Source organism: Flavobacterium sp. (assembly GCF_046155325.1).
Taxonomy (GTDB): domain Bacteria; phylum Bacteroidota; class Bacteroidia; order Flavobacteriales; family Flavobacteriaceae; genus Flavobacterium.
Map to the genome: position 1 here is coordinate 1 of NZ_JBJXDQ010000150.1, position 16,623 is coordinate 16,623.

Sequence of the window (16,623 nt, forward strand, 5' to 3'; positions counted from 1 at the left end):
ACTACTAACTTTTAAAAAAAATGCCATGAAAAAAGTGATTTTTATATTTACTCTTACTGTAATCTTAATTTCTTGCAAAAAAACAACACAAGAACACTTGGATAATGCAAAAGAGGCTGTTAAGCAAGAGTTAACAGCAGCAATTGATTCGGCTAAAGTAAAAGCAGAAGCAAAATTAGATAGTGTAAAAGTAAAAGCGTTATCAAGAGTAGATAGCCTAAAAATAAATAGTGCCGAAAAAATGGAAGCTACTGCAAAAAAACTAAAAGAATCTGTAAATAAATAATTGCAGTAAGTTTTGCTAATTTAAAAATGCCCCTAAAAAGCAATTAACTTTTTAGGGGCATTTTGGGTAATGAAATGAAAATTTTAGGCTAAATAATGATTAATTCAATAATTATTTTTTTAAAAACTCCAAAACGCTGTCTGTTATAAACTTAATTTGTTCGTCATCTAATTCGGTGTGCATAGGCAAAGAAATTACCTCTTTAACTAATTGGTTGGTTACTGGAAAATCTTCTTCTTTGTAACGAGGATCTATGTACGCTTTTTGAGAATGCAACGGAATTGGATAATAAATAGCACAAGGAATTCCTTTGTCTAGCAAGTGTTGCATTAATCCGTTTCTATCAGCATCAATGATTCTTAGTGTGTATTGATGAAAAACATGACAATCACAAACATCACAAATACTAGGGGCGATGATGTTTTTTTGTCCTTCAAAAGCTGCAGAATATTTCCGGGCTGCGTTTTGACGTGCTAAATTATATTGATTTAAGAATGGTAATTTTGCATTCAAAACTGCAGCTTGAATACTGTCTAATCTCGAATTTACACCTACAACATCATGATGATATCGCTCATACATTCCGTGATTAACAATACCTCTAATTTTATGTGCTAGTTGGTCATCATTGGTAAAAATGGCACCACCATCTCCATAACAGCCTAAATTTTTGGATGGAAAAAAAGAAGTTGAACCTACGTGACCAATAGTTCCAGCTTTCTTTTTTGTCCCGTCAGAAAACTTACAATTGGCACCAATAGCTTGAGCGTTATCTTCAATTACATATAGATTGTTTTCTTTTGCAATAGCCATTATTGCTTCCATATTGGCAGCACGTCCAAACAAATGAACGGGAACAATGGCTTTCGTTTTTGGCGTAATGGCTTTCTTGATGGCATCAATAGAAATATTCATATTAAACAAATCAACATCCACTAAAACGGGTGTTAATTGCAATAATGCTATAACTTCAACGGTTGCCGCAAAGGTAAAATCGGCTGTAATTACCTCGTCACCTGGCTTTAAATCTAAACCCATCATGGCAATTTGAAGTGCATCAGTTCCGTTGGCACATGGAATTACGTGTTTTACGTCAAGATATTCTTCAAGATTTTTTTGAAACTGATGAACTAATGGTCCATTGATATAAGTATTTGTGTCTAAAACTTCTTGGATTGAAGAGTTTACAGTTTCCTTTATTTTTTCATATTGACTTTTTAAGTCAACCATTTGAATTTTTTTCATTTTTTCATTGTGAGACACCGACTCCATCTCATTTCGTTTATAGTTAATTCATTCTAAAAACTAGAAATACAAAGGCATTTCTGTTTTAAATTCAGAACAAAAATAGGGATTTTAGCAGAATGATTTTATAGATAATTAAAAGAAAACGTATTTTAGCCTCAGAAATAGTTTAACATGCATTTAATTTATAACATCATAGTTCAAATTGCGGATTTTATATTAAAAATCATCGCCGTTTTTCATCCTAAAATCAAGCTTTTTGTTGCAGGAAGAAAATCAGTATTTGAAATTTTGCAGAATAAAATTAACCCAGGTGATCAAATCATTTGGTTTCACGCGGCTTCATTAGGAGAATATGAGCAGGGATTACCCGTAATTGAAAAAATAAAAGAAAAATACCCTGAACATAAAATTTTACTTAGCTTTTTTTCGCCCTCAGGTTATGAAGTTAGAAAAAATAATCCTGTAGCTGAGATTACAATATATTTGCCCTTAGATACGAAAAAAAATGTTTCTCGTTTTTTAAAATTGGTTCATCCGGAAATGGCTTTCTTTATTAAGTATGAATTTTGGCCCAATTATTTGTTCGAATTGAATAAGCTCAAAATCCCAACCTACTTGATTTCTGGAATATTTAGAGAAAACCAAATATTCTTTAAATGGTATGGTGGTTTCTACAGAAAAGTGCTGGATACTTTCACGTATTTCTTTGTTCAAAATGAAAGTTCAAAAAAACTATTATTAAAATTAAACAAGACCAATGTGGCTGTTTCTGGGGATACTCGTTTTGATAGAGTAGCGACTATTCTAGAAAAAGATAATTCTTTAGATTATATCGAAGAATTTAAAAACAATATCTTAACTATTGTCATTGGCAGTTCTTGGCCAAAAGACGAATATTTATTGACCTCATTTATAAACAACTATAAGGGGAAAATTAAATTTATTATAGCTCCTCACAACATTAATTCAGACCAGATAATAGCTTTAAAAAAATCAATAACCAAAAAATCAATTTTGTTTTCTGAGAGATCAGGAATTAATCTATCGGAATTTGATGTTTTTATTATTGATACTGTCGGTATTTTGACCAAAATTTATAGTTACGCAGATATAGCTTATGTTGGAGGTGGTTTTGGTCATCCTGGAGTTCATAATATCATAGAACCCGCCACTTTTGGCATTCCTATTGTTATTGGTCCAAATTTTTCTCACTTTGCAGAAGCGGCTGCATTAATAAATCTGGAGGGTTGTATTAGTATTAGTAACTTCAATGAGCTTAATGACACCTTCTCTAATTTAATCTCAAATGATGATATCCGATTTGAAAAAGGACACATTTGTAGTACTTTTGTACAGATGAACAAAGGAGCAACTGCAATAATTTTAAATCAAATTTTGGGTGAAAAGCATTATACCTTATCAAAATAACACTGTAATTTGCTAGAGATAAGCAATATACAATTATATCGACATAGTAAATACAGCCTGTAAAAAGCGAATAGTGGCAAGAAATATTATTAAAAAAAAATTAAAAAAAATATTTTAACTATTAAAAAATTTATATCTTTGCCAAGAATTAATAATTTAACCTTTTATAATTAATAAGATGAAAAAAGTACTTTTAAGTTTAGCCGTTGTTGCCGTTTTAACTGTTGTATCTTGTAAAAAAGCTGAAGCTGCTGCTGAAGAAGTAGCTGTTGACACTACTGCTGTAGCTGTTGATACTGCTGCTGTAGCTGTTGATACTGCTGCTGTTGTTGCTGATACTGCTGCTGTTGCAGCTCCAGAAGCTAAGTAATTTTAAATTACATTCGGAAAAAATAAGCTACGCATTGCGTGGCTTTTTTTTTGCTCTTTTTTTAAAATTCTCGCTTACCTCCAAATTATATGTTTTTTTTAATATTTAGAATTGGGTAGGAAAACAAGTCATACATCTGAATAATATAATTTTTAGAGATCTGTATATTAATATTGACAAACTTAATTTTAGGAAAAACACAATAAAAAAAACCGTAAAGAATTAAGTCTTTACGGTTTTACTAAGTACTCAGAGCGGGACTTGAACCCGCACGAACATTGCTGTTCACTGGATTTTAAGTCCAGCGTGTCTACCAATTTCACCATCCGAGCATTTTACTTTTTAAATGTTATATCTAATTTTTAGAAAAAATTAATTAAATACAACACCATCCGAGCATTTTACTTTTTAAATGTTATATCTAATTTTTAGAAAAAATTAATTAAATACAACACCATCCGAGCATTTTTACTTTTTGATTTTAAATCTAATTGAAAAATCAATTAAATCCATCACCTAATAAGCGTATGGTTTTGAGCGAAAAACGGGGCTCGAACCCGCGACCTCGACCTTGGCAAGGTCGCGCTCTACCAACTGAGCTATTTTCGCATTTTCAATCTATAAAAGAACGCGTTCCTTATATCGTATTGCGGATGCAAATTTAATACATTAATTCAATTACACAAGCGTTTTTTATAAAAAATACACAGCTAAAAGCTAAGGTTCTGATATCCCTAACTTTAAAGTTAATACAACTATTTTTTAGTCAACATTCTCTTGATTTCGTTGAGTTTCATCAAGGCTTCCATAGGTGTAATCGTATTTATGTCGAGACTTAATATCTCGTCTTTGATTTCTTCCAACAATGGATCGTCGAGATTAAAGAAACTCATTTGCATTTCATCCTTAGCTGATTTAATTCCACTCAATACTTCGCTTGAATGATCTTTCTCCAGTTTCTTCAAAAGCTTTTGCGCTTTCAGAATCACAATTTGTGGCATTCCCGCCATTTTTGCCACGTGTATTCCAAAACTGTGAGCACTTCCTCCTTTAACCAGTTTTCGAATAAAAAGCACGGTGTCTTTTAATTCTTTCACTGAAACATTATAATTCTGGATCCTTGGCAAGGATTCGCTCATTTCATTCAACTCGTGATAATGTGTAGCAAATAATGTTTTGGGCTTTGAAGGATGCTCGTGTAAAAACTCGGCGATAGCCCAAGCGATCGAGATTCCGTCATACGTACTGGTTCCTCTTCCAATTTCGTCCAACAACACCAAACTTCTATCGGAAATGTTATTCAAGATAGAAGCTGTTTCGTTCATTTCGACCATAAAAGTGGATTCTCCCATCGAAATATTGTCACTCGCTCCTACTCTGGTGAATATTTTATCTATAATTCCCATTCTCACGCTGTCTGCCGGAACAAAACTTCCCATTTGAGCCAAGAGTACAATTAAAGCAGTTTGGCGCAAAATAGCCGATTTTCCAGACATATTGGGTCCGGTAATCATAATCAGTTGCTGCGTCTCTCTATCTAAGAAAACATCATTGGCAATATAGGGCGTTCCAACTGGCAATTGCTTTTCGATAACGGGATGTCTTCCGTTTTTGATTTCCAGTTCGAATGTTTCGTCTAATTCTGGACAGACATATTTATTTTCGATAGCCAATTGCGTGAAAGAACACAAACAATCCAATTGTGCTACTAAATTGGCATTCATTTGAACCGGTTTAATATAAGTTGCAATCCAACTCACTAATTGTTCGAATAACTCGACTTCTATTTTGTGGATTTTTTCTTCGGCACCCAGGATTTTGGTTTCATATTCTTTTAATTCCTCGGTGATGTAACGTTCTGCATTGACCAAGGTTTGTTTCCGAATCCATTCCGTTGGAACTTTATCTTTATGCATATTTCGGACTTCGATGTAATATCCGAAAACATTATTGAAGGAAATTTTCAAAGAAGAGATTCCTGTTAATTGTGATTCTCGCTTTTCGATTCCTTCCAGAAATTCTTTCCCTGATGTTGAAATCGCTCGCAAATCGTCTAATTCTTCGTTGATTCCTTTGGCAATTGCATTTCCTTTGGCAATAGCCACGGGAGCATCTTGGTTTAAAACCGTTTTAATTTTTTCGCGCAATAAATCGCAACTGTGCAGGCTGTCGCCAATGACTTTCACGGCTTCTTGCGGACTTTGTAATGCCAAAGTTTTTATTGGAATGATGGCATCCAAAGATTCTTTCAGATAAACGACTTCACGAGGCGACACTTTTCCAGCTGCAATTTTCGAAATCAAACGCTCTAAATCCGAAATTTGCTTGATTTGTTTTTGGATATTTTTTAAAACATTTTGATTCTCTTTTAAATAAGAAACCACTTGATGACGGCTTCTTATTTTATTAGCATCTTTCAAAGGCAGAGCCAGCCAACGTTTGAGTAAACGACCACCCATTGGCGAAAGCGTTTTATCAATTACATCGAGAAGCGTAACCGCATTGGGATTATAACTATGATACAATTCGAGGTTGCGAATCGTAAACCGATCCATCCAAACGTAAGCATCTTCGGCGATACGCTGAATAGACGTGATATGTTGTACTTTGTTATGCTGGGTTTCGGATAAATAATACAAAATGGCTCCAGAAGCAATAATTCCTTCTTTCAATTCTTCAATTCCAAAACCTTTGAGAGAAACAGTCTGAAAATGCTTGGTCAAAATTTCAAAAGCATAATCTTCTTTGTAAATCCAGTCTTCAAGATAAAAACAGTGAAAATCGTCTCCAAAAGTTTCCCGGAAATTGCTTTTACTATTTTTTGGAATCAGAACTTCGCTTGGATTGAAGTTCTGCAATAGCTTATCTATATATTCTGCATTTCCTTGTGCAGTCAAAAATTCCCCAGTTGAAACATCTAAAAATGAAATTCCGATAGATTTATTGGCAAAGTAAATAGCCGCCAAGAAATTGTTGGTCTTCGACTGCAAAACCTCATCGTTCATAGAAACTCCAGGAGTCACTAGTTCGGTCACGCCACGTTTCACGATTGTTTTGGTCATTTTTGGATCTTCGAGCTGGTCGCAAATTGCCACACGAAGTCCCGCTTTAACTAATTTTGGTAAATAGGTATTTAAAGAATGGTGAGGAAAACCCGCCAGCGCCGTTTCTGTCTCGGAACCTGCGCCTCTTTTGGTTAAAACAATTCCAAGAATTTTAGATGCACGAACAGCATCTTCCCCAAAAGTTTCATAAAAATCTCCTACACGAAACAACAAACAAGCATCAGGATATTTCCTTTTGATTTCATTATATTGCTTCATTAATGGTGTTTCCTTGACCAATTTTTCTTTAGATGACACTGTTGATTATTTAATTTTATAGAAAGCGAATTTATATATTTTAAATCAAAAAAAAGTAGTAGTGAAATTTTAAAACATATTTAAGGAAAATTTAAGAAGCTAATTCAAAATTTTATATAAATTTGTCCTTATTATTAATAAAAATTTAAATCAAAATGAAAAAAATATTTATGCTTTCAGTAGCACTTTTAGCTTTTACTTTTTCTAATGCTCAAGAAACAGCAAAAATCAAAAAACCAGCAAAAAAAACCGTTTCAGCAGTTAAAGCTTCAGCAGTTAAAGCAACAAAAGAAGCAGCAGGATCTTCAATAAATGGTGCTGGAATGGTATTTGAAAACGAAACTATTGATTATGGAACTATAGCACACAATGCTGATGGAGCTCGTCAATTTACTTTTACAAACAATGGAAATAAGCCTTTAATTATTACTAATACTCAAGGTTCATGTGGTTGTACTGTTCCTACCACTCCTAAAGAGCCGATTGCACCAGGTGCAAAAGGAGTTATTGGAGTAAAATATGCTACAGACAGAGTAGGTGCTTTCACAAAAACTGTAACAGTAACTTCTAATGCAGAAGGTCAAGCAACAAAAACACTAACAATCAAAGGAACTGTTTTACCCGATCCTGCAGCTCCAGCTACAAAAAGCTAATATTTTTTCTTATACATATTAAAAGGCTTCCTATCACTAGGAAGCCTTTTTTATAAATAAACCTAAACAAATATGCGTAAATTAGAAAATAGTGAACTAGATCGAAAATCTATTGACGATTTTAAGAAATCAGAAAAAACACCACTGATTTTGATATTGGATGATATACGAAGTTTACACAATATAGGGTCTGTATTTAGAACCGCTGACGCTTTTTTAGTAGAAAAGATAATTTTATGCGGTATTACCGCTAAGCCTCCTAATAAAGAAATTCACAAAACAGCCCTTGGTGCAACAGAAACGGTGACATGGGAACATCATAACAATGTGCTAGAAGTTATTGAGAATCTAAAAAAAGAAGGTACATTGGTTCTTGCGATAGAACAAGTTGAAAGTGCTGTTTTCCTTCAAGATTTTGAAATTGAAAAAAACACAAAATATGCATTAGTTTTTGGCAATGAAGTCTATGGTGTTACACAAGAAGCCGTTGCACTATGTGATGGCTCTATCGAAATCCCACAATTAGGGACCAAACATTCTTTAAACATCTCTGTTAGCGCAGGAATAGTAGTTTGGGACTTATTTAAAAAGATGAAATGGTCAAAATAAAAAATTATTACTTTTATAGAATGAAAATCAATGTTCTTTTTAAGATAATATTTACGCTTTCTCTTTTAATAACAAAGACGACTTACGCAATTGTCCCTCCTAAAATTGAAGCAATCGGAAATCAAATTTATTGCCCTAGTGCGTCTTTGAGTATTGTTGAAAAAATAAGTATCACACTCGATCCAACTGACCCAGATACCTATTCAATCTATATACAAATTTCTTCCGGTTATTCCACAAGTGATCTCTTAACGTTAACAAATCCTAGCTTACATCCAACAATTTCTATCGGTTTGGGTTTTGACAAAAATACAGGGATACTAAAATTATCCAGCTCCAATGGCAATAAAATTCCTTCTGCTGATTTTGAAGCCGCCATCAAAGATGTCCACTTCAGCAATTCTTCTAGCTCCCCTTCCGGTACCAGAAATTTTTCTATTAGCATAGGAACGAGACAGATAAGTTATTTGCCCCGAAATAAACATTTTTATGAATATTTTTCTGCTCTTGGAATTACTTGGACTGATGCCCAAACAGCAGCAAATTTGAAGACTTATTATGGCTTGCAAGGTTATTTGGCCACATTAACAGATGCCGATGAAGCACAGTTAGCAGGAGAACAAGCATCAGGAGCTGGATGGATTGGAGGTAGTGATGCCGAAACTGAAGGTATTTGGAAATGGGTTACAGGACCAGAATCTGGAACCACAATGATTTTTACAAAATGGAATACTGGTGAACCCAACCAATATTTAGGAAGGCCAGAAAATTATGCCCATGTCACCAAACCTAAATATACTAGTGGAATTCCTGATGCCAATAATGGCAAGTGGAATGATTTACCAAATACTGGAGATATCAATATTATCAGCGAATATCACCCCCAAGGTTACATCGTAGAATACGGTGGAATGATAACGGGAGATGTTGAAGCTATTCAGATTTCAGCCAGTACTTCAATGAAAATGTCCCAAATCACGACAACAACACTAAGCCCAATTTGCGGATCAGGAACAATTAATCTTTCCGCAAACACCAATGTAGGAAGTTTAAATTGGTTGGATACAAGTGGGAATTCTTTAACAACCGCACCAACAAACTTTTTTACAACACCTACCATTACAAACACAAGTTCAACTTCTAGCTTAATTACAACTTATTATATTGATAATGGATATTGTAGAATTCCAATTACAACAACGGTGCTTGCGGTTCCAACAATTACGGCACCTAATCCTTTAATTTATAGATGCGGAACAGGCACCGAAGTTCTTCAAGTAAGCACCAGCATTGGAACGGTAAATTGGTTTTCTGCACCAACAGGAGGAAGCAGCATTAGTTCGGGAACTTCTTTTACAACTCCTACTCTACCTCAAGGAACAATCACAACCTATTTTACTGAAGCCAACAATAATGGCTGTGTTTCCACTAATAGAACTCGGCTAACAATAACCACTTACAAATTGCCTGATGTAACTGATGAAACAGTAGTTCTGTGTAAATCAAAAACTGTAACATTAGACGCAAAAATAGCTGGAATGAATTATTTATGGTCGAATAGTGGCGGAACAAATCAAATCTTTACAGTTTCAAATCCTGGAATTTATACCGTAGAAGTTACCAGCCTATCTCCAGAAAATTGTAGCAAAACTATAACAATCAATGTCGAAGAACACGATATTCCTGAAATTGATCGAATTGATGTGAATGAAACAACTGTCGCAATCTATTTAAAAAAAGCAGAAACTTATTTCGAATATTCAGTTGACGGTATTAATTATCAAAGCTCAAATATCTTTTTAAATGTTCCTGGAGGACTTCAAACGGCTTATGCAAGAGAAGTAAATTCCTGTAGTTTTGATACCGATAATTTTATTGTTTTAATTGCACCAAAATTTTTTACACCGAATAACGACAGTTATAATGATTTTTGGGGAATTGAAGGATTGGTCTATTATCCTAACGCAGAACTTACTATATTTGATCGCTATGGAAAATTTATTTCACAATTAAATACGTCCAAATTAACTTGGGATGGAATGTTGAATAAAATTCCTTTGCCAGCTGATGATTATTGGTATGTGTTGAAAATAGACCAAACAAAACTAGAGAAAAGAGGCCATTTTTCTTTAAAAAGATAATCCTTTAAAACCAATTTATTTTCTAATTTTCTCTCTAATTTCATTCAAAATATAAAGATAATCTTTCTGGTTTTTTACAAAATCACGATCAGAAACATCAATAATCAAAACATTTAATTCCGTTTGAGATTTGATGTAATCTAAGTAACCGTTATTTATTTTATCTAAATAAGCAATCGGAATTTTTTGTTCATAGCTTCTTCCACGCTTTTTAATATTCTGCAACAATCGTTCTGGATTTTGGTATAAATACACATACAAATCAGGCTTTGAAATTTCTTTGTGTATCAAATCAAAAAGCGTTTTATATAGTTTGTATTCTTGCTCTTTGAGAGTTATTTTGGCAAAAATCAAAGATTTAAAAATGTCATAATCGGCTATAATACATTCTTCACCAAAATCAATTTTACCCAAATCAGCTACAAGTTGTTTTTGTCTATCTATAAGAAAAGAAACTTCTAACGGAAAAGCATAGCGTTTTTGGTCCTCGTAAAATTTTGGCAGGAAAGGATTATCAGCAAAGCGTTCTAAGACCTTTTTGGCATTAAAATCTTCGGCTATTTTTGATGCCAAAGTTGTTTTTCCAGCTCCAATATTTCCTTCAAAAGCAATATAATTAAATTGTTCTAAAGGGATTTCGTTCAAAGGATTTTCTAATTTCTGAACAAATGTACAAACACTTTGGTCGGGAGATATTTCTGCTAATTCAGCAATACTTTTATTTAAAATAGGATGCATCCAATATAAATTTAAGTCCAACATGGGCATCAAGACGAATTTTCTGTTTTGCATTAATGGATGCGGAATTTGTAACTTTTCAGTATCCAAAATTAGTTCGTCATAGCTAATCAAATCAATATCAATACTTCGAGATTGATAACCCTGGTTTTCTACCCGAATCCTTCCTAATTTATTTTCGACAGCTAAAATTTGAGCTAAAATTTCATCGGCTTCTTTAAAAGTATTCATCAATATGGCACAATTATAAAAAGCATCACTTTCAAACCCCCAAGCAGGAGTCTCATATAACTTTGAAACCTTGACAATAGTACCCACATCTTGATGCAGCAATTGCATACAATTTTCGATGTTTTCTGACCGATTGCCCTGATTGCTCCCTAGTGATAAAACGACCTGATGCTGTGTTTTCATAATACCCACAAAGTAACTAAAACAATTTTAAAATAGAACTATGCATGTAAATCATATTTATAACTAGATTCGAAAAAATAGACTTAATTTTGTAACAAATTGTAGCAGATTACAACTTATTAAAAAAATAAAATATGAAATTTTTAGGAAATGTTTTGGCAACCATTGTGGGTTTATTTGTTTTTTGCATGCTATTCTTTTTTGGAATTGTACTTATTGGAGCCATTTTTGGTGGTGAATCCGAAGTGGTAGCTGTAGAAAACAATTCGGTTATCGAATTAAATTTAGAAGATATTCAAAATGATTATGCAGGAAAATACAAAGACCCATGGGTGAGCTTTTTAGAAGATGATAAAAAAGTAGGCCTTACAGATATCATTTATGCTATTGAACAAGCAAAAACTGATGATGACATCAAAGGAATTTCTATTTTAAATTCTAATTCAGCATTGGGAATGGCACAAAGAAAAGCGTTGCGTGATGCCTTAGAAGACTTTAAAAAATCGGGCAAATTTGTTATGGCCTATGCCAATTCATTCTCACAAAAAGAATATTATTTGAGTTCTGTAGCCAATAGTATTTATCTAAATCCTGCTGGGGATATGGATTTTAAAGGTTTGTCTGCTGAAATCATGTTTTTTAAAGATTTTCAAGAAAAAGCAGGAGTTAAAATGGAAGTTATTCGTCATGGCAAATACAAAAGTGCAGTCGAGCCCTTTCTAGAAAACAAAATGAGTGATGCCAATAGAGAACAAATTACGACATTGTTAAATTCTATTTGGGCGTCGGTTACTATCGATATTTCGAAAAGCAGAAACGTATCTGTAATGAAATTGAATGAAATTGCTAATGGTCTTCTGGCTAGAACCCCTCAAATGGCAAAATCTCAGAAATTAATTGATTTTATAGCCTATGAAGACGTCTATCATAATGACATCAAAAAAGCATTGAAGGCAGATGCCAATCAAGATTACAATAAAGTTGACCTTTTAGAATACACCAAAAAAATAATTTCGACTTCAATAAATACGGATACTAAAAACAAGATAGCCATTATTTATGCACAAGGAGAAATTAGAGGAGGCGAAGGCGATGTAGATATTATTGGCGAAGGTGCTATGCGTCGCTCTTTATCAGAGGCTAGAAAAGACGAAAAAGTGAAAGCTATTGTTCTGAGAATTGACAGTCCAGGAGGTGATGCCTTAACCTCAGACTTGATTTGGAGAGAAATTGAATTAACCAAAAAAGTAAAACCCGTGGTAGTTTCGATGGGGAATTATGCGGCTTCAGGTGGTTATTATATTGCGTGCAATGCCAATAAAATTTTTGCCGAAAACAACACGATTACCGGTTCAATCGGAGTTTTTGGAATATTACCTAATTTCACTCAACTAGCCACAAAAATAGGATTGCATTCTGAACAAGTAAAGACCCACGAAAATTCTGCTGATTACAGTCCGTTTTTACCTTTGGATGAAAAATATAAAGCTGTTACACTCGAAAGTGTAGAGCACATATATAAAACTTTTGTAACACATGTTGCCCAAGGACGTAAAATGACTTTTGCACAAGTAGATGCTATAGGACAAGGAAGAGTTTGGTCCGGTGCAGAAGCTGTAAAAATTGGACTTGTAGACGAAATAGGAGGCATTGAAGCTGCTATTCATGAAGCTGCTTCATTGGCTAAAGTAAAAGCTTACAGCACCCAAAACTACCCAGAATTTGAAAAAAGCTTCAATGAATTATTAGAAAAATTACCCTTTGCTAAATCTAAAGAATCTTTTATTAAAGAAGAAATTGGCGAAGAAACCTTCACCATATTTAGTAAACTAAAAAGACTACAATCTCAAAAAGGAGTTCAGACGATGTTGCCTTTTGAGATTACGATTCATTAATAGAACAATAGTTTTTAGATTGAAAATCCGTTTAATCAATTGATTAGACGGATTTTTTTGTCCATTACGCCTTATTCTTTAATTGCTTAGTCCAAAAAAAATACTAAGTTTTAAATAAACTACTTTTGTAATAAAACTCAAAGCATCATTTTACTCCATATTTAGCATTAAAAAAATAAAATTATGACTAAGAAAATTTTAAAAATCGTCGGAATCGTGTTTCTTCTTATCATTGGAACTTTATTTGCCGCTCCGTTCTTGTTTAAAGACCAAATCAAAGCCAAAATCACTCAAACCATCAACGACGGTGTCGATGCCAAAGTTAGTTTTGCAGACGCTGATTTGAGTTTGTTTAAAAATTTTCCCAATGCAAATGTGACCATCCAAAAATTAGTCATTATCAACAAAGCTCCTTTTGAAGGCGACACTCTCGTTTCCTTGGGCGAGTTGAATTTAAAAATATCAATCAAGGAACTCTTTAAAGGAGAAAAAGAAACGATGAACATTGATGGAGTTACTTCTAAAAATGGGTTAATCAACATTATTTTCAACAAAGATGGTATCGGCAATTTTGATATAGCTTTAAAGGATGAAAAACCAGTAAAAACTGGTGAAAGCAAGCCTTTTATGTTAAAAATACAAGGTTATAAAATAGATAATTTCCAGTTTCGCTATTTTGATGAAGGTTCAAAAATCAAAATGACAATTGACAGTTTAAACCACGAAGGAACTGGAGATTTTGCTGCTCAGAAATTGGATTTAGACACCAAATCAACTGCCAAAATTGCGCTTTCGATGGATGAAATCAATTATATGAACAATGTTTCCATTAGCTTGGATGCGGTTTTGGGAATTGATTTAGCGAACAGTAAATACACTTTCAAGAAAAACAAAGCTTTAATCAATCAACTGCCCATAGAATTAGATGGATTTATTCAGATGGTCGATGGTGGACAAGAATATGATTTGACATTCAAGACGCCAACTTCTTCCTTCAAAAACTTCTTGGGACTTATTCCTGAGGCTTACGCTTCGAGTTTAGAAAATGTAAAAACCACAGGAGATTGTACCGTTGCGGGTTTTGCCAAAGGTTTGTATTCGGATACGACTGTTCCTAAATTCAATATTAAAATCGCTTCCAACAATGCTTCTTTTCAATATCCAAATCTTCCAAAATCGGTTCAAAATATTGTAATCGACACTAAAATTATCAACGAAACGGGTGTTTTGAACGACACTTATGTGAATCTTGAGAAATTGTCTTTTGCTATCGATCAGGATGTTTTTAATGCCAAAGCGAATATCCGAAATATAACCAAAAATGCAGTTGTCGACGCAGCACTAAAAGGAACCATCAATTTAGGGAATCTATCAAAAGCCTATCCTATAAAATTAGAAAAACCTTTATCTGGGATTCTAAATGCCGATGTAACCACTAAATTCGACATGCAATCTGTAGAAAAAAGCCAATACCAAAACATCAATAATGCGGGAAAAATGAGTCTGTCTGGCTTAAACTATGCGGACGAAAATGGCAAAACGATGACTATAAAAACGGCTTTGGTTCAGTTTAACCCAAGTCAAGTAAATTTGAAACAATTTGTTGCCACCACAGGAAAAAGCGACATCAGTGTTACTGGGATTTTAGAAAATTTTTACGGTTTTATGTTCAAAAATCAAGAATTGAAAGGAAATTTCAATATGACTTCCAATCTGTTGGCGGTTAGTGATTTTATGACCACTGGCGAAAAAACAGCTACAGCATCAACAAAAAAAGCCGAAGCAATGAAGATTCCTGCTTTCTTGAATTGTTCGCTTACCGCCAAAGCTAAAACCGTTTTGTATGATAATCTAACTTTGAAAGATGTTTCAGGAAAATTAATTATCAAGGATGAAAAAGTAACGTTAGAAAACGTAAAAACTTCCATTTTTGGGGGTACAATTGCCGTAAATGGAGCGGTTTCAACCAAAGGAAAAATACCAACATTCGATATGAATTTAGGGCTCAATCAGGTAAATATTGCTGAATCTTTTACCCAATTAGACATGCTCAAAAAAATTGCTCCAATTGCTGGAATCATCAACGGAAAACTCAATTCGAACATCAAACTCAACGGAAATCTAGATGCTATTGAACTCACACCTGATTTAAAATCGATTTCGGGCGATTTGTTGGGACAACTGCTTTCGACTACTGTCAATGCAAAAAACTCTACTTTATTGACGGCTTTGAGTTCGAATGTAAAGTTTATCGATATGAGCAAAATAAATTTAAATGATCTAAAAGCAGCTATAACTTTCAAAGACGGAAAGGTAAATGTGAAACCTTTTGACATAAAATACAAAGATATCAAAGCCACTATTGGCGGAAGCCACGGTTTTGACCAAAACATGAATTATAACTTGAAATTCGATGTTCCAGCCAAATATTTAGGAACCGAAGCGAATGCATTATTTTCGAAATTATCTCCTGCCGACGCTGCAAAACTCGAAAACATCCCCATAAATGCCTTGATGACAGGAAGTTTTAGTAGCCCAAAAATTACCACCGACACCAAAACTGCGCTAACAAATTTGACCAATCAATTGGGAAAACAGCAAAAAGAAAAATTGGTAAAACAAGGAACATCGGCGCTAACCGATTTGATTACTAAAAACAGCAAAAAATCAACTGATACCACAAAAGCAGCAACTCAAAAAGAGGAAATAAAAACCAAAGCTGCTGATTTGTTGAATGGTCTTTTTAATAGAAAGAAAAAAACAGAAGAACCAAAAACACCTTAGTTTTATGAAATTTCAATCTTAACTTCATACCCTTCAAAACTACGAACATTAAAAACGGTATTGTCTTCAAAAATAAGGTATTGTCCTTTTATTCCCTTTAGTTTCCCTTGAAAAAAAGGTGTTTTATCTAGACTTAAACTCTTTATGTTTTTGGGATATTCCAAAACAGGAAAGTGCATTTCGTACAAATCAATCTTCTGAGAATAAAAATAGTCTCGAACTTCGGTGGGAATTAGATTCTCGACTTTCAATCTTTCAGAGATTAAGTCTATTGGCACAACATCGTTTTGAAGCATTTTGCGCCAATTAGTCTTGTCGGCATAATGATTTTTTAGCGCCACTTCGGTAATTCCTGCTAGATACCGATTGGGAACTTCGACGATTGAAATCGCTTGGGTTGCGCCTTGGTCAATCCAACGAGTAGGTACTTGTGTTTTGCGCGTTACTCCTACTTTTACTTCGCTTGACAAAGCCAAATAAACAATATGTGGTTGCAATTGTACTTTTTCTTCATACACCAAATCTCTATCTTGAATACCTAGATGTGCGGTACTTAATTCGGGTTTCATAATCCAATCGCCAACAGCTGGGCTCGAATAAAAACAATCGTAACAAAATCCTTGGCGAAAAATTTTCTTCTTTTTGCTACAATTCAAACATTGGTAACCCAAAAAATTAATTTCTATTTGCTTGTC

General features: G+C 33.9%; 12 protein-coding genes and 2 tRNA genes. 8 read left to right on the forward strand and 6 right to left on the reverse strand.

Annotation, left to right across the window (positions count from 1 at the left end):
* Positions 1 to 286 (forward strand): hypothetical protein (locus tag ACKVOD_RS10210; protein ID WP_409209368.1); only part of this gene is annotated, 286 nt, incomplete at its 5' end.
* 111 nt (positions 287 to 397) lie between these two features.
* On the opposite strand, the gene ACKVOD_RS10215 is transcribed toward ACKVOD_RS10210, so the two are convergent.
* Positions 398 to 1,531, reverse strand: coding sequence for a DegT/DnrJ/EryC1/StrS family aminotransferase (locus ACKVOD_RS10215; protein WP_409209369.1), 1,134 nt, complete (start codon positions 1,529 to 1,531; stop codon positions 398 to 400).
* Positions 1,532 to 1,705: 174 nt separating this feature from the next.
* Between ACKVOD_RS10215 and ACKVOD_RS10220 the strand changes: the two genes are divergently transcribed.
* Together ACKVOD_RS10220 and ACKVOD_RS10225 are read left to right on the forward strand one after the other, a co-directional pair.
* Positions 1,706 to 2,962, forward strand: coding sequence for a 3-deoxy-D-manno-octulosonic acid transferase (locus ACKVOD_RS10220; RefSeq protein WP_409209370.1), 1,257 nt, complete (start codon positions 1,706 to 1,708; stop codon positions 2,960 to 2,962).
* Between the two features lie 178 nt (positions 2,963 to 3,140).
* Complete coding sequence (locus ACKVOD_RS10225; protein ID WP_409209371.1) at positions 3,141 to 3,332, forward strand: hypothetical protein; 192 nt, start codon at positions 3,141 to 3,143, stop codon at positions 3,330 to 3,332.
* A 246-nt stretch (positions 3,333 to 3,578) separates the two neighbouring features.
* Here the strand turns inward: ACKVOD_RS10225 and ACKVOD_RS10230 are convergent.
* The 3 genes from ACKVOD_RS10230 to mutS all read right to left on the reverse strand — a co-directional run bounded on the left by ACKVOD_RS10230 (position 3,579) and on the right by mutS (position 6,694).
* Positions 3,579 to 3,664: transfer RNA gene (locus tag ACKVOD_RS10230), tRNA-Leu, on the reverse strand.
* Positions 3,665 to 3,868: 204 nt separating this feature from the next.
* Positions 3,869 to 3,941: transfer RNA gene (locus tag ACKVOD_RS10235), tRNA-Gly, on the reverse strand.
* A 146-nt stretch (positions 3,942 to 4,087) separates the two neighbouring features.
* Positions 4,088 to 6,694, reverse strand: a complete 2,607-nt coding sequence (gene mutS / locus ACKVOD_RS10240) for a DNA mismatch repair protein MutS (protein ID WP_409209372.1) — start codon at positions 6,692 to 6,694, stop codon at positions 4,088 to 4,090.
* Between the two features lie 155 nt (positions 6,695 to 6,849).
* Here mutS and ACKVOD_RS10245 point away from each other — a divergent pair, with 155 nt between their 5' ends.
* The 3 genes from ACKVOD_RS10245 to ACKVOD_RS10255 all read left to right on the forward strand — a co-directional run bounded on the left by ACKVOD_RS10245 (position 6,850) and on the right by ACKVOD_RS10255 (position 10,097).
* A complete protein-coding gene (locus tag ACKVOD_RS10245; protein ID WP_409209373.1) occupies positions 6,850 to 7,347 on the forward strand; it encodes a DUF1573 domain-containing protein in 498 nt (165 codons plus the stop codon).
* 72 nt (positions 7,348 to 7,419) lie between these two features.
* Complete coding sequence (locus ACKVOD_RS10250; RefSeq protein WP_409209374.1) at positions 7,420 to 7,956, forward strand: RNA methyltransferase; 537 nt, start codon at positions 7,420 to 7,422, stop codon at positions 7,954 to 7,956.
* Positions 7,944 to 10,097 carry a T9SS type B sorting domain-containing protein gene (locus ACKVOD_RS10255; RefSeq protein ID WP_409209375.1) on the forward strand — a complete coding sequence of 718 codons (2,154 nt, stop codon included), beginning with the start codon at positions 7,944 to 7,946 and terminating at the stop codon, positions 10,095 to 10,097. Before ACKVOD_RS10250 ends, ACKVOD_RS10255 begins: the two co-directional genes overlap by 13 nt.
* Positions 10,098 to 10,112: 15 nt before the next feature.
* Here ACKVOD_RS10255 and folK read toward each other — a convergent pair whose 3' ends face one another.
* Positions 10,113 to 11,249 (reverse strand): 2-amino-4-hydroxy-6-hydroxymethyldihydropteridine diphosphokinase, encoded by a 1,137-nt coding sequence (gene folK / locus ACKVOD_RS10260; RefSeq protein ID WP_409209376.1) that lies wholly within the window; start codon positions 11,247 to 11,249, stop codon positions 10,113 to 10,115.
* 134 nt (positions 11,250 to 11,383) lie between these two features.
* Between folK and sppA the strand changes: the two genes are divergently transcribed.
* Entirely contained in the window at positions 11,384 to 13,144 is a 1,761-nt protein-coding gene (gene sppA / locus ACKVOD_RS10265) for a signal peptide peptidase SppA (RefSeq protein WP_409209377.1), read from the forward strand.
* A gap of 183 nt (positions 13,145 to 13,327) precedes the next feature.
* A complete protein-coding gene (locus tag ACKVOD_RS10270; protein ID WP_409209378.1) occupies positions 13,328 to 15,928 on the forward strand; it encodes an AsmA-like C-terminal region-containing protein in 2,601 nt (866 codons plus the stop codon).
* A gap of 2 nt (positions 15,929 to 15,930) precedes the next feature.
* Here the strand turns inward: ACKVOD_RS10270 and ACKVOD_RS10275 are convergent.
* The coding region (locus ACKVOD_RS10275; RefSeq protein ID WP_409209379.1) for a DUF2797 domain-containing protein at positions 15,931 to 16,623 on the reverse strand (693 nt) is incomplete at its 5' end.

What these genes read in the sequence shown, in the direction of transcription:
- ACKVOD_RS10255 (WP_409209375.1), top strand. Translation starts at nt 7,944, where the DNA reads ATGGTCAAAATAAAAAATTATTACTTTTATAGAATGAAAATCAATGTT.
- sppA (WP_409209377.1), top strand. Translation starts at nt 11,384, where the DNA reads ATGAAATTTTTAGGAAATGTTTTGGCAACCATTGTGGGTTTATTTGTT.
- folK (WP_409209376.1), bottom strand. Translation starts at nt 11,249, where the DNA reads ATGAAAACACAGCATCAGGTCGTTTTATCACTAGGGAGCAATCAGGGC.
- ACKVOD_RS10215 (WP_409209369.1), bottom strand. Translation starts at nt 1,531, where the DNA reads ATGAAAAAAATTCAAATGGTTGACTTAAAAAGTCAATATGAAAAAATA.
- ACKVOD_RS10220 (WP_409209370.1), top strand. Translation starts at nt 1,706, where the DNA reads ATGCATTTAATTTATAACATCATAGTTCAAATTGCGGATTTTATATTA.
- ACKVOD_RS10225 (WP_409209371.1), top strand. Translation starts at nt 3,141, where the DNA reads ATGAAAAAAGTACTTTTAAGTTTAGCCGTTGTTGCCGTTTTAACTGTT.
- ACKVOD_RS10270 (WP_409209378.1), top strand. Translation starts at nt 13,328, where the DNA reads ATGACTAAGAAAATTTTAAAAATCGTCGGAATCGTGTTTCTTCTTATC.
- ACKVOD_RS10245 (WP_409209373.1), top strand. Translation starts at nt 6,850, where the DNA reads ATGAAAAAAATATTTATGCTTTCAGTAGCACTTTTAGCTTTTACTTTT.
- ACKVOD_RS10250 (WP_409209374.1), top strand. Translation starts at nt 7,420, where the DNA reads ATGCGTAAATTAGAAAATAGTGAACTAGATCGAAAATCTATTGACGAT.